The 18201-nt window shown below is 44.0% G+C and carries 15 protein-coding genes, 1 riboswitch and 1 other annotated feature; all 15 genes read right to left on the bottom strand.

Annotation, left to right across the window (positions count from 1 at the left end):
- Positions 1-31: 31 nt before the first annotated feature.
- The gene (gene ileS / locus RAC86_RS12310) at positions 32-2797 is read right to left on the bottom strand and encodes an isoleucine--tRNA ligase (protein WP_014113727.1); all 2766 of its coding nucleotides are present in this window, start codon (positions 2795-2797) and stop codon (positions 32-34) included.
- Positions 2798-2849: 52 nt separating this feature from the next.
- Positions 2850-3076, bottom strand: a binding site (T-box leader).
- Positions 3077-3138: 62 nt separating this feature from the next.
- Positions 3139-3633, bottom strand: coding sequence for a septum site-determining protein DivIVA (gene divIVA / locus RAC86_RS12305; RefSeq protein WP_072566244.1), 495 nt, complete (start codon positions 3631-3633; stop codon positions 3139-3141).
- Positions 3634-3726: 93 nt separating this feature from the next.
- Complete coding sequence (locus tag RAC86_RS12300) at positions 3727-4500, bottom strand: YlmH family RNA-binding protein (protein ID WP_072566243.1); 774 nt, start codon at positions 4498-4500, stop codon at positions 3727-3729.
- 60 nt (positions 4501-4560) lie between these two features.
- Positions 4561-4833, bottom strand: a complete 273-nt coding sequence (locus RAC86_RS12295; RefSeq protein WP_003221463.1) for a YggT family protein — start codon at positions 4831-4833, stop codon at positions 4561-4563.
- A gap of 6 nt (positions 4834-4839) precedes the next feature.
- The gene (gene sepF, locus RAC86_RS12290) at positions 4840-5295 is read right to left on the bottom strand and encodes a cell division protein SepF (protein WP_014113725.1); all 456 of its coding nucleotides are present in this window, start codon (positions 5293-5295) and stop codon (positions 4840-4842) included.
- On the bottom strand, positions 5292-5984 hold the full coding sequence (locus tag RAC86_RS12285; protein WP_014113724.1) for a YggS family pyridoxal phosphate-dependent enzyme: 693 nt from the start codon (positions 5982-5984) through the stop codon (positions 5292-5294). Before RAC86_RS12285 ends, sepF begins: the two co-directional genes overlap by 4 nt.
- A 6-nt stretch (positions 5985-5990) precedes the next feature.
- Entirely contained in the window at positions 5991-6827 is an 837-nt protein-coding gene (pgeF, locus tag RAC86_RS12280) for a peptidoglycan editing factor PgeF (RefSeq protein ID WP_072183038.1), read from the bottom strand.
- Positions 6828-6988: 161 nt separating this feature from the next.
- The gene (locus RAC86_RS12275; RefSeq protein WP_003221455.1) at positions 6989-7234 is read right to left on the bottom strand and encodes a YlmC/YmxH family sporulation protein; all 246 of its coding nucleotides are present in this window, start codon (positions 7232-7234) and stop codon (positions 6989-6991) included.
- 82 nt (positions 7235-7316) lie between these two features.
- Positions 7317-8597: an acetylornithine deacetylase gene (locus RAC86_RS12270; protein WP_072183039.1), complete on the bottom strand. Its 1281-nt coding sequence runs from the start codon at positions 8595-8597 to the stop codon at positions 7317-7319.
- Between the two features lie 87 nt (positions 8598-8684).
- A riboswitch (TPP riboswitch) is annotated at positions 8685-8786 on the bottom strand.
- A gap of 12 nt (positions 8787-8798) precedes the next feature.
- Positions 8799-9593, bottom strand: coding sequence for an ABC transporter ATP-binding protein (locus RAC86_RS12265; protein ID WP_072566242.1), 795 nt, complete (start codon positions 9591-9593; stop codon positions 8799-8801).
- A 150-nt stretch (positions 9594-9743) separates the two neighbouring features.
- Positions 9744-10526: an RNA polymerase sporulation sigma factor SigG gene (sigG, locus tag RAC86_RS12260; protein ID WP_003221449.1), complete on the bottom strand. Its 783-nt coding sequence runs from the start codon at positions 10524-10526 to the stop codon at positions 9744-9746.
- Positions 10527-10665: 139 nt separating this feature from the next.
- Entirely contained in the window at positions 10666-11385 is a 720-nt protein-coding gene (sigE, locus tag RAC86_RS12255) for an RNA polymerase sporulation sigma factor SigE (RefSeq protein WP_003221446.1), read from the bottom strand.
- 62 nt (positions 11386-11447) lie between these two features.
- Positions 11448-12377: a sigma-E processing peptidase SpoIIGA gene (gene spoIIGA / locus RAC86_RS12250; RefSeq protein WP_072566838.1), complete on the bottom strand. Its 930-nt coding sequence runs from the start codon at positions 12375-12377 to the stop codon at positions 11448-11450.
- Between the two features lie 192 nt (positions 12378-12569).
- Positions 12570-16871 (bottom strand): S8 family peptidase, encoded by a 4302-nt coding sequence (locus RAC86_RS12245; RefSeq protein ID WP_072566241.1) that lies wholly within the window; start codon positions 16869-16871, stop codon positions 12570-12572.
- Between the two features lie 300 nt (positions 16872-17171).
- On the bottom strand, positions 17172-18201 hold a 1030-nt coding region (gene ftsZ / locus RAC86_RS12240; protein WP_377885677.1), incomplete at its 5' end, for a cell division protein FtsZ.

The raw sequence follows: 18201 nt of genomic DNA, 5'->3' as shown, positions 1-18201 counted from the left end.
AGCCCGGCTTTTACGCCGGGCCCCTTTTCCATTATTTTTGATAGTATTTTTCAACGATTTCAGCGTTTCGCAGTGAAAGTGTAGGATATTTTGGATTTGCACCTACATCTTTTGAAATCACACGGGATCTCTCACACATTTCGCCTTCGGCTTTCTCGACAGCGATTTTACCTGTCGCAAAGCTTTGCGCATCGTTCGGCGCTTCATTTTCTTCGCTGATTGTCAGTTCAGAAACAATAAACAGCTGAGAAAGATTTTCTTTAATGGAAGCCAAGAGCTCTTGGTTTTCTTTGTTTGGATACAATTTCAGGTTGGCTTCCAATGATTTACCGATAATTTTTTCATTCCGCGCAGTTTCTAACGCTTTTAGCACATCATCACGGAAAGCCATAAAGCGGTCAAATTTATCTTCTGTCGCTTCGCTGTTTGGAACCGTGATTGTTTCCGGCATATCTGTCAGCTGAACGCTCTGCTCTTCAACAAATGTTAAATGAGACCATAATTCGTCAGCCGTATGAGGAAGGATAGGCGCTGAAAGCTTCACTAATGCAAGAAGCGTTTCATAGAATACTGTCTGCATGCTGCGTCTATCCGGATGATCCGCATGCTCGATGTAGACAATATCTTTTGCGAAATCAAGATAGAATGAGCTCAATTCGATTGTGCAGAAATTATGGATGCTGTGATACACAACCGCAAATTCATACTCATCATACGCTTTTTTCACTTTATCAATCAGTTTGTTCAGTTTAATCAGCATATATTGGTCCACTTCGCGAAGATCTTCGACAGCCACCGCATTCGTTTTTGGATCAAAATCGAATAGGTTGCCATGAAGGAAACGGAACGTATTGCGGATTTTACGGTATACTTCAGCAACTTGCTTCAAAATGGCGTCAGACACGCGAACGTCCGCCTGATAATCAACTGAAGACACCCATAATCTCAAGATGTCGGCACCAAGCTGTTTCATAACTTTAGCTGGAACAACGACGTTACCGATCGATTTACTCATCTTGCGTCCTTCTCCATCCAGTGCGAACCCATGGCTGAGCACACCTTTATATGGCGCTTTTCCTGTTACGGCTACTGCTGTAGAAAGAGATGAGTTAAACCAGCCGCGATATTGGTCCGATCCTTCTAGATATAAATCAGCCGGGCGAACGAGATCTTCACGCTCTTCAAGCACCGCTTGATGAGAAGATCCTGAATCAAACCAAACATCCATGATGTCCTGTTCTTTTGTAAATGTGCCGTTCGGGCTGCCAGGATGTGTAAAGCCTTCCGGAAGAAGATCCTTCGCTTCTTTTTCAAACCAAATGTTTGATCCGTGCTGCCTGAACAATTCAGAAACATGTTCAATGGTTTCATCCGTAATAATCGGTTCTCCGTTTTCAGCATAAAATACCGGAATCGGCACTCCCCATGCACGCTGTCTGGAAATACACCAGTCTCCGCGGTCACGAACCATGTTGTGCAAACGCTGCTCGCCCCATTCAGGAACCCATTTGGTTTCTTTAATGGCATCCAGCAGATCTGATCTGAAATCTTTAATAGACGCAAACCATTGCGCTGTCGCTCTGAAAATGGTTGGTTTCTTTGTTCTCCAATCGTGCGGATAAGAGTGTGTAATGAATTCAAGCTTCACAAGCGCGCCTTTTTCATCTAGCTGCTGTGTGATCGCTTTGTTCGCGTCATCATAGAACATGCCTTCAAAGCCCGGAGCTTCGCTTGTCATTACACCTTTTGCATCAACTGGGCATAGCACATCTAAACCGTATTTTTGGCCGATGATAAAGTCATCTTCCCCGTGCCCCGGCGCTGTATGAACGCAACCTGTTCCGGCATCAGTTGTTACGTGTTCGCCAAGCATAACGAGAGAGTCTCTGCCATATAGCGGGTGTTCAGCGATAATGTTCTCAAGGTCTTTCCCTTTGATCGTTCTTGTCACTTCATATTGATCAAATCCGCATGCAGATGCAACATTTTCGACTAAAGCACTTGCTACGACAAAGCGGTCTTCACCTACTGCAATCACGCTGTACTCAAGATCAGGGTGCACTGAAATTCCGAGGTTCGCCGGAATTGTCCAGGGCGTTGTTGTCCAAATGATGATGCGCTCACCGTTTTCAAGAACGCCTTTTCCGTCTTTCACACCGAAAGCAACGTAAATAGATGCTGAACGTTTGTCTTGATATTCGATCTCGGCTTCAGCCAAAGCAGATTCACTTGAAGGTGACCAGTTAACCGGTTTAAGGCCTTTATAAATGTAGCCTCGTTTTGCCATCTCACCAAATACGCGGATTTGCTGCGCTTCGTATTCCGGTTTTAATGTCACATATGGGTTTTCCCAATCACCGCGGACACCAAGGCGTTTAAACTGCTCACGCTGTCCCTCGATTTGCTTCCAAGCGTACTCTTCGCACAGTTTGCGGAATTCCGCTACTGACATTTCTTTGCGGTTGACTTTTTTGTTTTTTGTGAGAGCCGTTTCAATCGGCAATCCGTGTGTATCCCAGCCCGGTACATATGGCGCGTTGTAGCCGCTCATTGATTTGTAGCGGACAATGAAGTCCTTCAAAATCTTGTTAAGCGCGTGGCCCATATGGATATCGCCGTTTGCATACGGAGGTCCGTCATGTAAAACAAATTTCGGGCGGTCTTTCGTCCGTTCCTGTACAAGACGGTAGATATCCTCTCCCTCCCATTTCTTTTGAATGTCAGGCTCACGGTTTGGCAAATTTCCACGCATCGGGAAATCTGTTTTCGGCATTAAGAGCGTGTCTTTAAAATCCATTTTCATTCCTCCACTGCATTTTTTCAGAAAATAAAAAAAGCCCTCTCATCCCATAAGGGACGAGAAAGCTTATCTCGCGGTACCACCCTTTTAGAAAAAGCAAGCATACGCTTTTTCCTCTCGAGCATCGTAACGTGATGAACGTCCTAACCTACTGTGAGTTCAGAAAGGAAACTTAAGGGCTGATCTACATGATTCCGGCCATCCCGGACTCTCACCATCTCCGGGTCGCTATAAAGGCCTGAAGGAAACATGACTGTCCCTTTCAACCGTTTTTTCATCTGAATTTATGAACGTATTATATTCGACAAGCTAAGAAAATGTCAAGATAATCAGAGAATTTATTCCTTTTCCTCAAATACTGCGTCGACTTCATACTCAAGCAGATGATCCCAATCGTCATTTTTCAGAAGATCGAGCTGAGCTTCAATCAGCATTTGGAAACGTGTTCTGAAAACTTTAGACTGTTTTTTCAGCTCTTCAATTTCCATGGCAATTTTTCTTGATTTTGATAAAGATTCGTTTATAATCCGATCAGCATTTTTCTCAGCTTCCCGAACGATCAGCTTTGCTTCTTTTTGAGAATTGCGTTTTACGTCTTCAGCCGCTTCTTGAGCAACTAAAATCGATTTATTCAGCGTTTCTTCAATATTGGCAAAGTGTCCGATTCTTTCATCAAGCTCATTGACTTTCGCTTCAAGCTCAGTTTTCTTACGGAGAACAATTTCGTAATCTTTTCTGACTTGCGCTAGGAATTCATTTACTTCATCTTCATCATATCCGCGAAAACTTTTTGTAAACATCTTGTTGTGAATATCATTTGGCGTTAATGGCATGATGCCACCTCCATTTTTACATTTCAGTACGGTTATCTAGTTCACATTATAAAACAAATTTCGCACAGATGGAGAAAAAAACTGAAAAACCGACTATTTTTGTCGCTCAAACGTAACTCTCCATTTGTCTTTTTTGGTTTTTCCTTCGATTTTTGTTAAGCTGCATCGGCCAAAGCCTCTGATAGAGAGCATGTCCCCTTCTGCCACCATGTATGAAGGATCTTCAACTACCTTCCAGTTCACTTTCACGAGGCCGTTTTTCACAAGCGTCTGTGATTTCTGGCGGGATTGTCTGCTCATAGAGGCGCAGACGGCGTCAAGCCTTAAAGAAGAAACCGTGTCATCTCTTATTTCGACATCAACTGCTGGAATGTTAAGGTCTGACAAGTCAATTTTCTCTAGGCTGACCGCCGCTTTGCCTGCTTGGGTCAGCTGTGCCGCCACAAAATCAGCGGTATCGGCTGAGACAATCAATTGCACTGATGTCTCAGAAAACACGATGTCACCAAACTTTTGCCGCTTTAAGCCTATGCCCATTAATGCACCAAGCAGAGAACGATGATCTACAGAGACAAACTTTTCAGCATAACGGACGTTAAACGCCTGCAGTTCAAAATCCGATTCTTCCGGAGTGATGTACTCTGGATACAGAATCGCCCGTTTTCGCTCCGCTCTGTCATAGCCGCCGGAAAAAGCAAGCCCAACGTCAGCCTGTCCCGTAACAGCAGAAAGGATGACCTGCTCTCGGGGGTCTAAAAAGTCGGTCAGCTTCATTCTGTACTGCTCCTGGACAATTCTTTTCCATTCGAGCGCCTGGTCAATAAAGGCCCGCTCGTCTTTTCTGAAGTGCTGATATATATCGCTCATCGTCTTTCCCTTCTATGTAAAGAGGCTTGGCTGCTGCCAAGCCCCTATCAAACTGTCACATTAAAACGCAATCATGCGATAAAGCCCCCACAAGCCGGTTGTCGCAAACCGAAGCACAAGTATAGCTACGATCGGTGAAATATCCAGCATTGCGATCGGAGGGATGATTTTTCTAAATGGTTCGAGATATGGTTCACAAATCGAAGCTAAAAAACGCCCGACTGCCGTTTCCCTTGTACTCGGCACCCATGACATAAAAATATATATGATCAGGGCAAATGAGTAGATTGTGATTAATAAGCTTAAAACCGAAAAAACTTGATAAAGGATCATCTCGCTTTACCACCTCTGATGTTCGTCTTCAGATATGAGCTCAGAAATTGTGCCTGATACATCTACGTTGTCAGGGGTGCAGAGGAAAATATCCGAGCCGATTCTTTGAATATCGCCGCCAATGGCATAAACGGTTCCGCTTAAAAAGTCAACAATCCGCTTAGCCTGGTCATGCTGTATCCGCTGAAGATTGACGACAACTGCCCGCCGGTTCTTCAAATGGTCGGCTATTTCCTGCGCCTCCGCATAAACGCGCGGCTCACTCAACACCACTTTAGAGGATTTCTGAACACTTTGCAAGCTCACTACATTCTGTTTGCCCGCAGGTTTGTTTGCGGTATAAGCCGGTTTTTCTTTTTGCTCATGCTCTTCATGAGATTCTTGCTCTGTCTCAATATATTCATATTCGTATTCTTCATCTTCCATTGAGAAAAAGTTTTTCAGTTTATTTTTCATACTCATTGCTGTACACCCCCTGTTTCATTTCCGACTAACGATGAGCCGATTCTAATATAAGTAGCCCCTTCTTCAATTGCAATTTCAAAATCATTTGACATGCCCATCGACAGTTCAGTACACGGAGCGTTCGGCTGTTTCAGCTCCTGAACCTGATCACGGAGTTCTCTCAGCGCTCTGAAACAGCTTCTGATCTCATCTTGATCATCAGTCAGCGGAGCCATAGTCATCAGTCCGGCCACAACGATGTGTTCGAAACCGGAAAGCTCCTGTATGAATGGAATGACTTCTTCTTTTTTCATGCCGTGTTTAGAAGGCTCAAGAGAGGTATTGACCTGCACAAAGCATTGCACAGTACCTTCAGCCCGTTTTTCAATTTCTTTCGCTAATGAGAGCCGGTCTAAGGAATGGATATAGGAAACCGAATTGACGACAGCTTTTGCTTTTCTTGATTGCAGACTGCCGATAAAATGCCATTCCGGATCCCCTTTTATCATTTCCTGTTTGCGGAGCAGTTCCGCATCCCGATTCTCTCCGAGGCAGGTGATGCCCGCGTCCACTGCCTCCTGTGCTCTTTCAGGCGATACATATTTTGTGACTGCAATAACCGTAACTTCATCGGAGCTGCGGCCCGATCTGTTACATGCTTCGTTTATTCGTTCGTTTATATGTCGTAAATTATCAACAACACGCAAGATCTTTTATGCCTCCTTCATTCCGATAAAGGACATCATCCGTCCAGTTTTCCCCTGATCGCGGCGGTGAGAATAGAAAAGAGACGGCTCACTTTCCGTGCATAAACCACTGACAGAAATCTGTTCATTTGCCAAACCGCTGTCGATCAATATAAGGCGGTTCAGCTCTTTCAGGTCAAGCTGATATTGTGCCTGTGCCGTCTGATTTACGGCACGTTCTGCTGAAACTGGCAATGCCCGGACAGCATCCATGACACGGTCGTCTACTGTATAGCATGCTCCGCTGATAGACGGTCCTATAACAGCATAAATATCTGAGAGATTTGAACCTTCCTGCTCGGTCCATTGCTTCACCATTTCTCTGCCAATCTGTTTGACAGTGCCTTTCCACCCGGCATGGGCGACCCCGATAAGCGATTTAACCGGATCATAAAAGAAAAGAGGCACACAATCAGCAAAGCATAATGCCAAAAACACATTCTTTTCATTTGTATAGAGCCCGTCCGTTGCTTTTAGAGCTGTGTGATACTCACGGGCGCCTTTTCCCCTATCCCTCTGCGTCACTTTCTGAACGCGATTATCATGTGTCTGATCAGCAAATACCCAAGACTGCAAATCAATATTAAACATATCGGCAATATATTCACGATTTTTAACTACATCTGCATCTTTGTCATGAACGTGCAATCCTGTATTTAACGATTCAAAAGGCTTTTGGCTGACACCGCCGTTTTTCGTAGTAAATCCGGCAATGACTTCTCTGTTGTTTTGATTCGTTTGTGTCCAGTCTTGTATCATGAGTGTCGAGGGTGTGGTAAGACTGAATGGGTGATATGTATTCATGATGATCCAACCTTTCGACAAACATTTAAAAAAGCGGAATTTCCCACTTATTTTACCACATCTTTCTGCATTCGTTGAGCGCCGATTTGCATATTTCTAAATGAAATGTGCCGGAAGAATCCAGACTTCCGGCATTTGCCAATCCGCGGCAGACGAGCAGGTTATGCATGCGGTTCATTTAATCGGACCAAGATTACATCTTCCCCGATTTTTACTATATTTCGCCATGGAATGACCAATTCCTCTTCTTTTCCAAAAAATCCGAGAACTTTCCCATTTCCTCCTAGTATGATCGCCTGAATTTTGCCAGTGGTCACATTGATATCTATATCACCAATGCTCCCCAGCTTTTTTCCGTTTGAGACATTGACGACATCCTTCACCTGAAATTCTGAAATGCTGATCATTCCATCACGTCCTTTTTCCGTCCTTTTTTCAAGTATATGAACGGGCGGGCTGAACCTTGTCAGCAAGAAAAAATTTTCATGGTCACTGTTCTTTTTTACAGCTGCACCAGCCGATGATAAAATTGAGCATAATTTTCGTATAATCTACCAGCTGCTCAATCGATACCTCCTCGTTCACGGAGTGTGCATTGTGAAGATCTCCAGGTCCGTAAATCACGCTTGGAATGCCGGCATTATACAGCCATCCTCCGTCTGTAACGGATTGAGAAACGTCAATAACCGGACGCTCCCGTTTCACTTTCTGATGAGACGCTGTAAGCGCTGAGACGCCTGGGTGGCCAGGGTCAACTTCCAGTGCCGGAAAAATTTCTCCTCTGTCTTCAATCATAGATGAGCCTCCCCACTTGAAGACAGGGCGGTTTTCCCTAAGCCAAATATCACTGTCACTCAGCCGGTTAATGTAATCTTCTATTTCCGCTGCCACTTGTTCATGGGTTTCATTCGGGTAAAAATGGACTGTGATCCACAGCCGGCACTCGTCAGCTATAAAAGCCGCATGTCTGCCGCCTTCTATGACAGCCGGGTTAATCGTATTTGTGCCTGGTTTAAAACCGGGATAACGTTTCATGATAGACCAGTGGCGCTCCAGTTCCCCGAGCCCCGCAATGATTTTTGCCATTTTTTCAATTGCGCTTGCTCCGAATGTTCCTCCGCCTGCATGAATCATATTCCGCCTCGTCCCATCATGAAACGTTTGACTGCTTTTGATTTCAATCCAGCCTGTAATGACACCGCCTTGACCTTGAATATGCATATCGCTCGTATCCGCGACAACTGCAAAATCAGCATGATAGCCCCTCTTGCAGCATTCAAGCGTGCCGGCTTCTCCGACTTCCTCCCCGATAACCGATTGCAGAATCAAATCACCGGGAAGTTCAATGTCGGCTTCACGAATCAATTTCACCGCAAACAGCACACACGCCATTCCGCCTTTCATATCAGAAGCGCCTCGCCCGATTAAGAGACCGTTTTTTTCAATTGGATGAAACGGATCATGCTCCCACTCCTCATCCTCTTTTACCTCTGCCACATCTACATGGCCATTGATGATCAAGCTATGATAATCTGCTGAATCTGTTCCCTTTAGTAGACCTACAACATTGGGATCTCCTGGGTACACGTCCCATTTATCGATCGAGAATCCCATTTCATTTAAAAACCCAGCAATCCAGGACTGAATGCCGTCGGTATTTCTTGCAGGCGGAGCAGGTGTTTTATAGGACATCAGCGTTTTTGCTAGCTGAATAAGCTCCTCCTTTTGATCTTCCACCTTTGTTAACAGAGAGTCTATTTGTTGATTCAATGTGATCCGCTCCTATTCTTTAAAATCAAAAAAGCCGTTTCAAATGTTATGAAACGGCTTAATAAAAACAAACAGAGTCCTATGTACTCCGTTTTTTCACCGCTTCCCTCCGCTGGCATGATCCAGATCAGGTCAAAAGGGTTAAGACAAAGTCTCTCTCAGCTTCGCAAAGCACCCCTAGGATGAATCGATATGTGTTTGTCAGGCATTCGTTATCGGCTCGGCTCTTGTTAAAAACGGCCGATCCTGATTCCATAATACATGGATTGGCGTATCAAAAAAAGCGGAAAGTATTTGATCAGTAAGCATTTCCTTTATTTCTCCCGATTTAAAGACCTCTCCCTGTTTTAACAAAAGGGCTTTGTCAAAGATCGGCAAAATTTCTTCCGCATGATGAGTCACGTAAAGGATCGATGGCGCATTTTCTTTATTTGCAATGTATGTAATCGTGTCTAACAGCTTTTCCCGGGCAATAAAATCCAGTCCTGTGACCGGTTCGTCCAGTATCAGCAGCTCCGGATCAGCCATTAGCGCTCTTGCAATCAAGGCTCTTTGTTTTTCTCCTTGAGAAAGGGTTTCATAGCGGCGGTCGGCATATTCAATTGCTCCCAAGTCCTCTAACAAACCAATCGCTTTTTCCCTGATTTCTGCACTTGGTGTTTCATATAATCCAATCGAAGCGTAAGCTCCGCTCAAAGCAATTTCAAATGCCGAATCTGCCGGATAAAATTTTTGCTGAAGAGCCGCTGAGACGAGGCCAATTTTCCGTCTAAGTTTCTCCCCAAGCTCCGTTTTACCAAATTCATGGCCAAGCACCTGCATCTCGCCCGATGTTGGAAAATAATAAGAGCAAAGCATATTTAACAGCGCTGTCTTTCCAGCGCCATTCAGTCCGTAAAGCACCCAATTTTCCTTTTCTTCCACCTTCCAATGAATATCTCTCAGTATCCATTTTCCATTCCGTTTTAGTGAGACATTGTCAAGCTGCAAAATCATCGTGGTCCTCCTCTTTACTGCCTTTATAATTATTTAAATTTTCATAAAACTTTGTACGAACTAGGATACCTTATTTTTTCCAAAACGTAAACCGCCCGCAATCAATAGAAAAGCCTTTAAAACAAAATCGTTTTAAAGGCTTTTCTTTCATTATTGATGAATATTCTTATTCATTTGTTTGATAGCCGCTTTTTCAAGTCTGGACACCTGCGCTTGGGAAATCCCGATTTCCTCGGCTACTTCCATTTGAGTTTTCCCTTGGAAGAATCGCTTTCTCAAAATCATTTTTTCCCTATCATTCAGCCTTCTCATGCCCTCTTTTAAAGCCAGCTCTTCAATCCATTGTGAATCTTTATTGCGTTCATCACTGATTTGATCCATCACATAAATCGGGTCTCCGCCGTCGTTATAGATCGGTTCAAATAGAGAAACCGGATCCTGGATGGCATCAAGCGCAAATACGATTTCCTCATGCGGTACTTCAAGAACTTTTGCGATGTCTTCTGCAGTCGGCTCCTTGCTTGTCTCACTGATTAACCGCTCTCTTACCTGAAGTGCCTTATAAGCGATATCCCGGAGTGATCTTGAGACACGGATCGGGTTATTATCGCGTAAATACCTGCGGATCTCTCCGATAATCATAGGTACAGCGTATGTTGAAAACTTAACATTGTGGCTTAGGTCAAAATTATCAATGGATTTCATTAGTCCGATGCAGCCGACCTGAAATAAGTCATCAACATACTCTCCTCTGTTATTAAATCTTTGAATGACACTTAAGACAAGACGCAAGTTCCCGTTTACAAGCTTTTCTCTTGCTGAATCATCGCCTTCATCCTGCAGCTGCCTAAACAGCTTTCTCATCTCTTCATTCTTGAGTACTGGTAATTTGGAGGTATCCACCCCGCAGATTTCGACTTTATTTCTCGACACTTTTTTCCCTCCCTACAGGAGCTGCTGTACAACGTTAAGTATCTCCTTGGGTGGGAAAAATATGCACTGCGTTCAGACCGAAAAATAGTCATAATTGGGAAATCCTTGTAGAATCAAGGGATTACCCGTAAAAATTTTTTTACACCATTTTGTTGAATTCTTTTCGCAATCTTTTAATGATTCGTTTCTCAAGACGAGAAATATAGGACTGGGAAATCCCCATCATATCCGCTACATCCTTTTGGGTCTTTTCCTCCTCGCCGACAAGGCCAAAACGTAGTTCCATGATTTGTTTTTCCCTCTCATTGAGCTGTTCAAGCGCTTTTTTCAAAAGCTTTTTATCTACGTTAGCTTCTATGTCTTTTGTGATGATGTCATCGTCAGTGCCGAGCACATCAGAAAGCAAAAGCTCATTGCCGTCCCAATCAATATTAAGCGGCTCATCAAAGGAAACCTCTGAACGGATTTTGTTGTTTCTCCTTAAATACATCAGGATTTCGTTTTCTATACAGCGGGAGGCATAGGTCGCCAGCTTGATTTTCTTTTCTGGATTGAACGTATTCACAGCTTTGATTAATCCGATGGTACCGATGCTGATTAAATCCTCTATATTAATTCCCGTATTTTCAAATTTACGGGCGATATAGACGACCAGGCGCAAATTGCGTTCAATCAAAATGGCGCGAGCCGCCTGATCGCCGTTTGGGAGCTTCATTAACAGAACCTGCTCCTCATCTTTAGATAATGGAGGCGGCAGAGCTTCACTCCCGCCTATGTAATAGACTTCATCACTTTTCAGCCCAAGTTTCATCAGCAGCTTATACCAGAGGTGCGTTAATCGCAATTTCAGTTTTTTCATCTTCCTCTCCCTTCTAAATGTCACGTCGTTTGAGTATGATTAGTAACGGACATTTGCGAACATTATGAAACGTGTTTGATGGCCTTGCCCGAAAGCATTTTCGGATGAATAATTGCGTCAAACTCTCCATCTGCCGATAGCTTTGTTGTGCTGATGCCGATTAAGCATTTATCCGCAGAAACCATTTCTTCTTTTGTTATAATCGTTACGTGATCCGGTTTAACGCATAGTAAAAATTGATTTTGCTGACCTACTCCCCTATATGGAATCAGCCTCAGTTTATCTAAAAAGCGAAACGAATCATCGAGCTGTTGGGTGGCTTCCAATGGATCTGTGTTTCGAATGATCATCGTTTCGGCTGCTCCGAAAATCGGTTCTAGTTTATCAATGTGAATAATCATGACCGGCGTTTTAGTTAGCGGATCGTACAGCTGATTACCGGAATCAATCAGCCCTCTGACATGAAGCGTTTGGCCGCCCAAATCCGCCTGTACGCTGACTCGTTCCTCATATTGAATGTTTTTTGTTTCAATATCTTCAATTCTTCTCTTAGAAAAAAACCATAATGCTGGAAAGCCAGCTACAATAAACAACCAGCTGATCGGGTCTCCAAACCCAGTTTGATTGGTAATCATGACACCGTTTTGAACAACAGAATTTGACTGCAGCAAAGAATGGGCTCCGATAATTCCTCCCCCCATTAAAAAAGTCGCAAAATAAAAGGAAAACAAATTTTGAAAGAAATAGCGGAATCTCTTAAAGCCAAATGTCACCATCACAATAACAACTGAAAAAGCCAGCTTACCTGCCGGATGTTCAACGATCGGCGAAAAAGGAGTAAACATCAAAAGAACAATACTGGAACCGATGAACGCTCCGCTTATCAGTCTTCTTTTTTTCACATGCCGTTTTAAAATAAATGCCGTGAGCAAAAGCAAAAGCGCATCAAAACAAAAGTTTAACAGCCAAATGACATCTAAATAGATTTTCACATCTGACTCCTTTCTATCTTGCATCACGCTGTTCCCCTTCTTGTTTCAAGTATAAAGCAAGCTCTGTGGGAAAGTCTGTCAATTAATGTTGAGAGGAAAATACAATTTTTCAGGGATATCTGCTTAATTTGTCGAGGAAATGAATGAGAGGATTATAAAAAAAGCTGCCTTTCACGGCAGCTTTTTTTACACTTAATTTTCAGTATTGATATAAAGTTTTCCGTTCGCTGTTTTTCTTGTTTCATTTCCATAATCATCTCGTACAATCACTTCTACTTTTGCTCCGTTTGCTTTAATAGAAGAAGTGGCTGTCCAATAGCCTTCATATTTCCCAGGAGAAATTTCTCTTAGCGGGAGCTCTGTGGCATTTTGTACACTCGCTCTTGCATTTGTCAGAGGCAGACGAATGACAAACGTTGCATCCAAATCTTCAGCGCTTGAGAAAGCGATTTTCACAGATTCACCGGCTTTTAAGATTTTGTCCTCTCCCGGAATCAATTCGGAGATGACGGGCTGGTTAAAGTTGACATCAATGACAGCCCTTTTCGTCGTTTTGTTGCCTGCTAAGTCTGTAGCAGTCACCTTGATTTCATTGCTTCCGTTCTCCAACAGAATACGGGCCGAGTATGAACCATCAGTTACCGTTGCTTTTTTGCCATTCACCTTGACTTCTTTCAAATTGTCATCGGATACAGACCCTTTGACAGTCAGCGCTTCTTTATTTGTTTTCTCGCCATCCTTTGGATTGTCCAGCGTTAATTCAGGCTTGTCTTGATCAAGTGTGACCGTGATCGGGCTGGAGGCATCCGTTGTTCCGTTGTCTGTTGATGCAGTTGCTGTCAGCTCATTTTCGCCCTTGCTGAGTGTGATGCCTGTCTGGAACGTGCCATCCGCAGCAGCTTTCGTTTCTCCTGCTTCTTTCTCTCCATTATAAATGTGTACCGTTGTACCAGGAGAGGCTTTTCCTTTTACGGTGACGTTCTCCTTATTTGTATATGATTTGTCTGCCGGTGAAGTAATCTCAGGTACAGCAGCTTCATAATCAACTAATGCGCGGATCATATAGTTGCCGTCTGCTTCGTCACCTGGCTGCCATTTTCCGTCTATAAACTGCCAGTTGCGGCCGGAATTCTGACCGGTTTCATCCATTGCCAGTCCAGGTGAATACGGATCAGGTTCCGACTGGATATACACAAGATAAAAGTCTTTATCGACCATAATCCCTTTTGAACTGAGATCTACCTTGGTCCATTCGCCATTGCGAAGGGCTTCAGCGTTAAATGGCCCGGCAATTTTCTTACCCGGTGCTCCGTTTTCTCCTGTAGCATCGTATACCTCAACCTTAAACTCTGTGCCGCCAGGATCAGGGAACTCTGTATCCCAGAATCGGAACAGTCCTCCTGTAAGCATGCCTTTTTCCTTGCCGTCAGCCAGCGTCATTTTGACGGCCCATCCGTTACCGGCCGCAAAATAGGAATTGGCATTCTCCGCCGTTCCGTCATCATATGCAATCTCACCCGGATAACCGACGAAAGGCTTCAGTACAGTTTCTTTTGTCACATCTCCTTTTAAATCAACGGAGAATTCATCGCTGTAATACCCCGGTGCAGCGACTTTAATCGTATAAGCGCCTTCATAGGCCTCAAGCGTATATTCGCCTTTGTCGTTTGTCGTAGCCGGTTCAACCGCAGCATCCTCTACAACATAAACGGAGGCTCCTTTTACCGGATCGCCTGTCGTTTTATTGATGACTGTTCCTTTTAATGTGCCCTTCTTCATTTCCTCTAACGTAAAATTAGCTTGTGTCGTCTGATCTGCCTGCAGAGAAACTTTTTGTGTTTTCGATTGGTAGCCGTATGCTTCTGCCATAAGCGTATAGTCTCCCGCTTTGTGTGTCAGCGTGTACTGCCCTGTAGATTGATCTGAATATGTTGATTTTCCTGTTTCCACCACACTGACTTGTGCCCTCAGCGGCAAAACTTGAGGCTGTATATCCTTACTCTGATGTTTTACCGTTGTGTTTGCAGATGGCTTAGCTTTTTTCGGATTTACCGGCTTTTTCTTTTGCTTTCCAGACGGCTTTTCGACACCCAGCTTATTCTTTTTAGCTGTTTTTCCGGCTGTTTTGTCAGAAAGCACTACATCATCAATGTACCAGCCCTCTTTTGTAATACTTTCATCAGATTGGAGGTTAAACATCACTTGAATGTTTTGACCTTTATAAGCGGTTAAATCAATTTCTTCGTCCGTCCAGCTTGATGTCTTTCCATTATAGACACCAGCCTGCTCCCAATTCTTTTTACCTTCAGGCAAAACAAAAACGTAGCCATAATCAAAATCATCCTCTAAATTGTGCCAGCTTTTAAATTGAAGAAACAGGTTTCCTGAATCCGGCACTTTAACAGGAGGCATCATGAGATTCATGTTTGCTGAGTTGGCATAGTTTCCTGCCAGATTTGTTCCGTATACTTTTTCTCCGGATGCTGCAGTATTTGGGCCTGTTGAAGGAACTCCCCATTCCCAGCTATTATTTGTTCCGCTCGCAATCCAGCCGCCGGGTGCAGTTTCAAAGTCCTGCTTATATCCCACCGTGATGCTTGGTTTCACTGGTACATCGTATGTGTCAGACTCAACGACATGGCCGCCAAAATCCTGAATAATCCACTTGTAGCTTAGTGCAGCTCCTTTTATGTTTGGAATCTCTGCCTGGTAGGTCCCTTTCAGGTGATCACCGCTGATCCGCTTAGCCGTTACTTCTGTCCAATCACCTTGATCCAGCTTATAAGACAGTTTTACAGATGTCACACTTACATTGTCTTCAGCTGTCAAAGTAAGCGGCAGGCTCGCGCCCTCATAGGCTTCTGTTACTTTCTCATGCTGATAGACAGGAGGCTCTTGATCATCTCCCTCTACAGAAACTTGTCCTTCTGCTTTTCCTAAACCATCTGTAACAGCTGATACAGCATCAAAAGCGTTCACCAAACCATGGCCGTATCCGTTATTCGGAGAATCAGGAAATGTTGAATCCGTCAGCGGTTCAGCCGTGCTGGTTAATATATCCTCCATCTCATCGACAGAAAGTGAGGCATCCGCCTGTTTCAGCAGTGCGGCAACAGCGGACACATGCGGCCCTGCCATTGATGTGCCGTCCCATCCGTCCTCATATGTCTGGCCGGGAACGGAAGAACGAATATTTACGCCCGGTGCAGAAATTTCCGGCTTTATTTCATCATATGGAGATGGCCCTTGAAGAGAAAAGTCAGCAAGCTTTTTATTAATATCAGTCGCTCCAGTTGCAAACGATTCCGGATAATTTGCCGGGTTTGCGATAGAACCAGGACCGCCAGGAATAAAGAGATCCGTATTCCCCGCTGAAAACTCAGGGAAAATATCGGCCGCACGCCAGGCATTGACCATGTCTCTGTACCATTCATCAAGTCCTGAGCCCCCGCCCCATGAATTATTGACAACATCAGGAGCCATTTCTGGGTGAGGATTCCCCTCTGCGTCCTTTGGAGCTAAAACCCATTCACCGGCCTCTAAAATGTCAGCATCAGTGCCACCATCTTCGGAGAACGCTTTAACAGCAATCCATTTTGCGCCTGGCGCTACACCGATTTGATTTGTTCCATCGGGTTCAGATCCCACCATCGTACCTGTCACGTGGGTTCCATGAGCCAAATCATCATAAGGGCTTGCTTCCCCTGCTACAGCATCATACCAGTTCATTTCATGATCAGGCTCATCAGGATTTTCCGGATTATATCCGCGATATTTCTCTTTTAATGCCGGATGGTTCCATTCCACGCCTGTATCAATGGACGCGACAACTGTACCTGTTCCGTCATATCCAAGTGCCCAAGCTTTCGGGGCGTCAATTTGGTCTACATTCCATTCTACACCGTCAATTGCTTTGACAGCTTTTTGCGCTTTTTTCATATTAAATGGAGAGGATGACTTAAACAATTGTCGTTTCTCATTTGGAAGCACCTTTTCCACGTCGGGGAACTGCGCTACTTTTTCCATCACTTCTTTTGAGGCATGAACAGCGATCCCATTCACTACATAATAAGAGTGAATTTGATCTGCATTTCCTTTATTTTTCTGGCTCTTCAAGTATGTTAAGACATCTCTCTGGGATTCATCGGCTGTGACTTTTAAAGATGACACAACGGCAGAACGCTTTTGATATTCCGTCTTAGCGGCAGTCAGCTTCTTCGATTTCGCTTTTTTAACAGCCGCTTTTGCCGCTTTTTCTGTGTCAGCTTGATCTTTAAATTTAATCAGAAAGGTCATTTTTTCTTTCTTCTTAAAGCTTTTCTTTAATGAACTCGAAATCTTGTTCTGAATGGATTCAGCAGATTGAAGTTCCTGTTTAACAGAAGTTGAGGCGCCTTTGCTGCTTGCCCCGGCTACACCCGGAAACAGCAGTGAACCGATGACAACCGTACTTAAAACAGAGCTGATGAGTCTGTTTTTCGTTTTTTTCCTCATTTTTATCCCCCTTTTTCAAAATGCTTTGTAAAAAAATGTCGTCCCTCCTTTTAAAAATGAATTGTTTGTCAGAACATCGCTGTACGTTAACTGTAGACAATCCGCATTACAGATATTGTCGTTTCATGTCATTTGATTTCCATATATATGAAAATGATATAATTGTCACGTGATATGAATGGGTCTAATAGTCCGATTTGTTGGTATATGAATGAAGACATAGGGAAAAAGACTTTACAAGAAGAAAAATCTTGGAGAAAAACAAAAAGGACAAAATCGAAAACGATTTTGTCCTTTACATTAGCCGCGTTTATTGCGGTTTCTTAAGAATGTCGGGATGTCAAGCGTATCATCAGCCGGCTGTGAAGTATGACGGCTTACTGTGTTTTGTTGCTGAGGCTCCTCACGTTTTGGCTCACGCTTTGGAACACTTTGATTATGTGTTTTGATGCTTTGGTTTAAGCTTGGACGCTGAGGTTTCGTCACGTCCTTCTCTTGTTCGATAAAACCAGTCGCAATCACTGTTACCACAATCTCGTCTTTTAGATTTTCATTAATAACAGAACCGAAAATCATGTTTACGTCTTGGTCAGATGCAGAAGCGACAATGTCTGCTGCTTCCTGAACTTCATATAGGCTGAGGTTTGTTCCTCCAGTGATGTTCATAAGGACGCCTTGCGCACCGTCAATGGCCGCTTCAAGAAGCGGGCTGGAGATTGCTTTTTTCGCTGCCTCTGCCGCGCGGTTTTCTCCTGTCGCAATACCGATACCCATCAAAGCAGATCCTTTGTTTGACATGATTGTTTTCACATCAGCGAAGTCAAGGTTGATAAGACCAGGTGTAGCAATCAAGTCTGAAATACCTTGAACCCCTTGGCGGAGTACGTTATCCGCTTCACGGAATGCTTCAAGCATCGGTGTGTTTTTATCAACAATTTCAAGGATACGGTCGTTCGGGATCACGATCAGTGTATCTACCGCTTCTTTCATTGCTGAAATTCCGCCTGCAGCCTGAAGCTGTCTTTTGCGTCCTTCGAATGTAAACGGTCTTGTAACAACTCCGACTGTTAATGCGCCTAAGTCTTTCGCGATTTGTGCGATAACTGGTGCAGCACCTGTTCCTGTTCCGCCGCCCATACCAGCTGTCACGAATACCATGTCAGCGCCTTTTAACGCTTCTTCAATTTGTTCTTTGCTTTCTTCAGCGGCTTTTTTTCCGACTTCCGGATTCGCACCTGCTCCCAATCCTCTAGTCAGCTTTGCGCCGATTTGCATTTTCACTTCTGCTTTTGACAGGTTAAGAGCTTGAGCGTCCGTGTTTACCGCGATG

The sequence above is a fragment of the Bacillus sp. LR_5 genome, from assembly GCF_042709275.1.
The sequence above is the reverse complement of the archived record's forward strand: the minus strand, read 5'-3'. Positions and strand labels throughout refer to the sequence as shown.

Excerpts from the sequence above, each read along its gene's own strand:
- RAC86_RS12275 (WP_003221455.1), bottom strand. The coding sequence starts at position 7,234 with ATGATCAGCATTTCAGAATTTCAGGTGAAGGATGTCGTCAATGTCTCA.
- RAC86_RS12265 (WP_072566242.1), bottom strand. The coding sequence starts at position 9,593 with ATGATTTTGCAGCTTGACAATGTCTCACTAAAACGGAATGGAAAATGG.
- sepF (WP_014113725.1), bottom strand. The coding sequence starts at position 5,295 with ATGAGTATGAAAAATAAACTGAAAAACTTTTTCTCAATGGAAGATGAA.
- pgeF (WP_072183038.1), bottom strand. The coding sequence starts at position 6,827 with ATGAATACATATCACCCATTCAGTCTTACCACACCCTCGACACTCATG.
- sigE (WP_003221446.1), bottom strand. The coding sequence starts at position 11,385 with ATGAAAAAACTGAAATTGCGATTAACGCACCTCTGGTATAAGCTGCTG.
- divIVA (WP_072566244.1), bottom strand. The coding sequence starts at position 3,633 with ATGCCATTAACGCCAAATGATATTCACAACAAGATGTTTACAAAAAGT.
- RAC86_RS12245 (WP_072566241.1), bottom strand. The coding sequence starts at position 16,871 with ATGAGGAAAAAAACGAAAAACAGACTCATCAGCTCTGTTTTAAGTACG.
- ileS (WP_014113727.1), bottom strand. The coding sequence starts at position 2,797 with ATGGATTTTAAAGACACGCTCTTAATGCCGAAAACAGATTTCCCGATG.
- RAC86_RS12295 (WP_003221463.1), bottom strand. The coding sequence starts at position 4,833 with ATGATCCTTTATCAAGTTTTTTCGGTTTTAAGCTTATTAATCACAATC.
- RAC86_RS12300 (WP_072566243.1), bottom strand. The coding sequence starts at position 4,500 with ATGAGCGATATATATCAGCACTTCAGAAAAGACGAGCGGGCCTTTATT.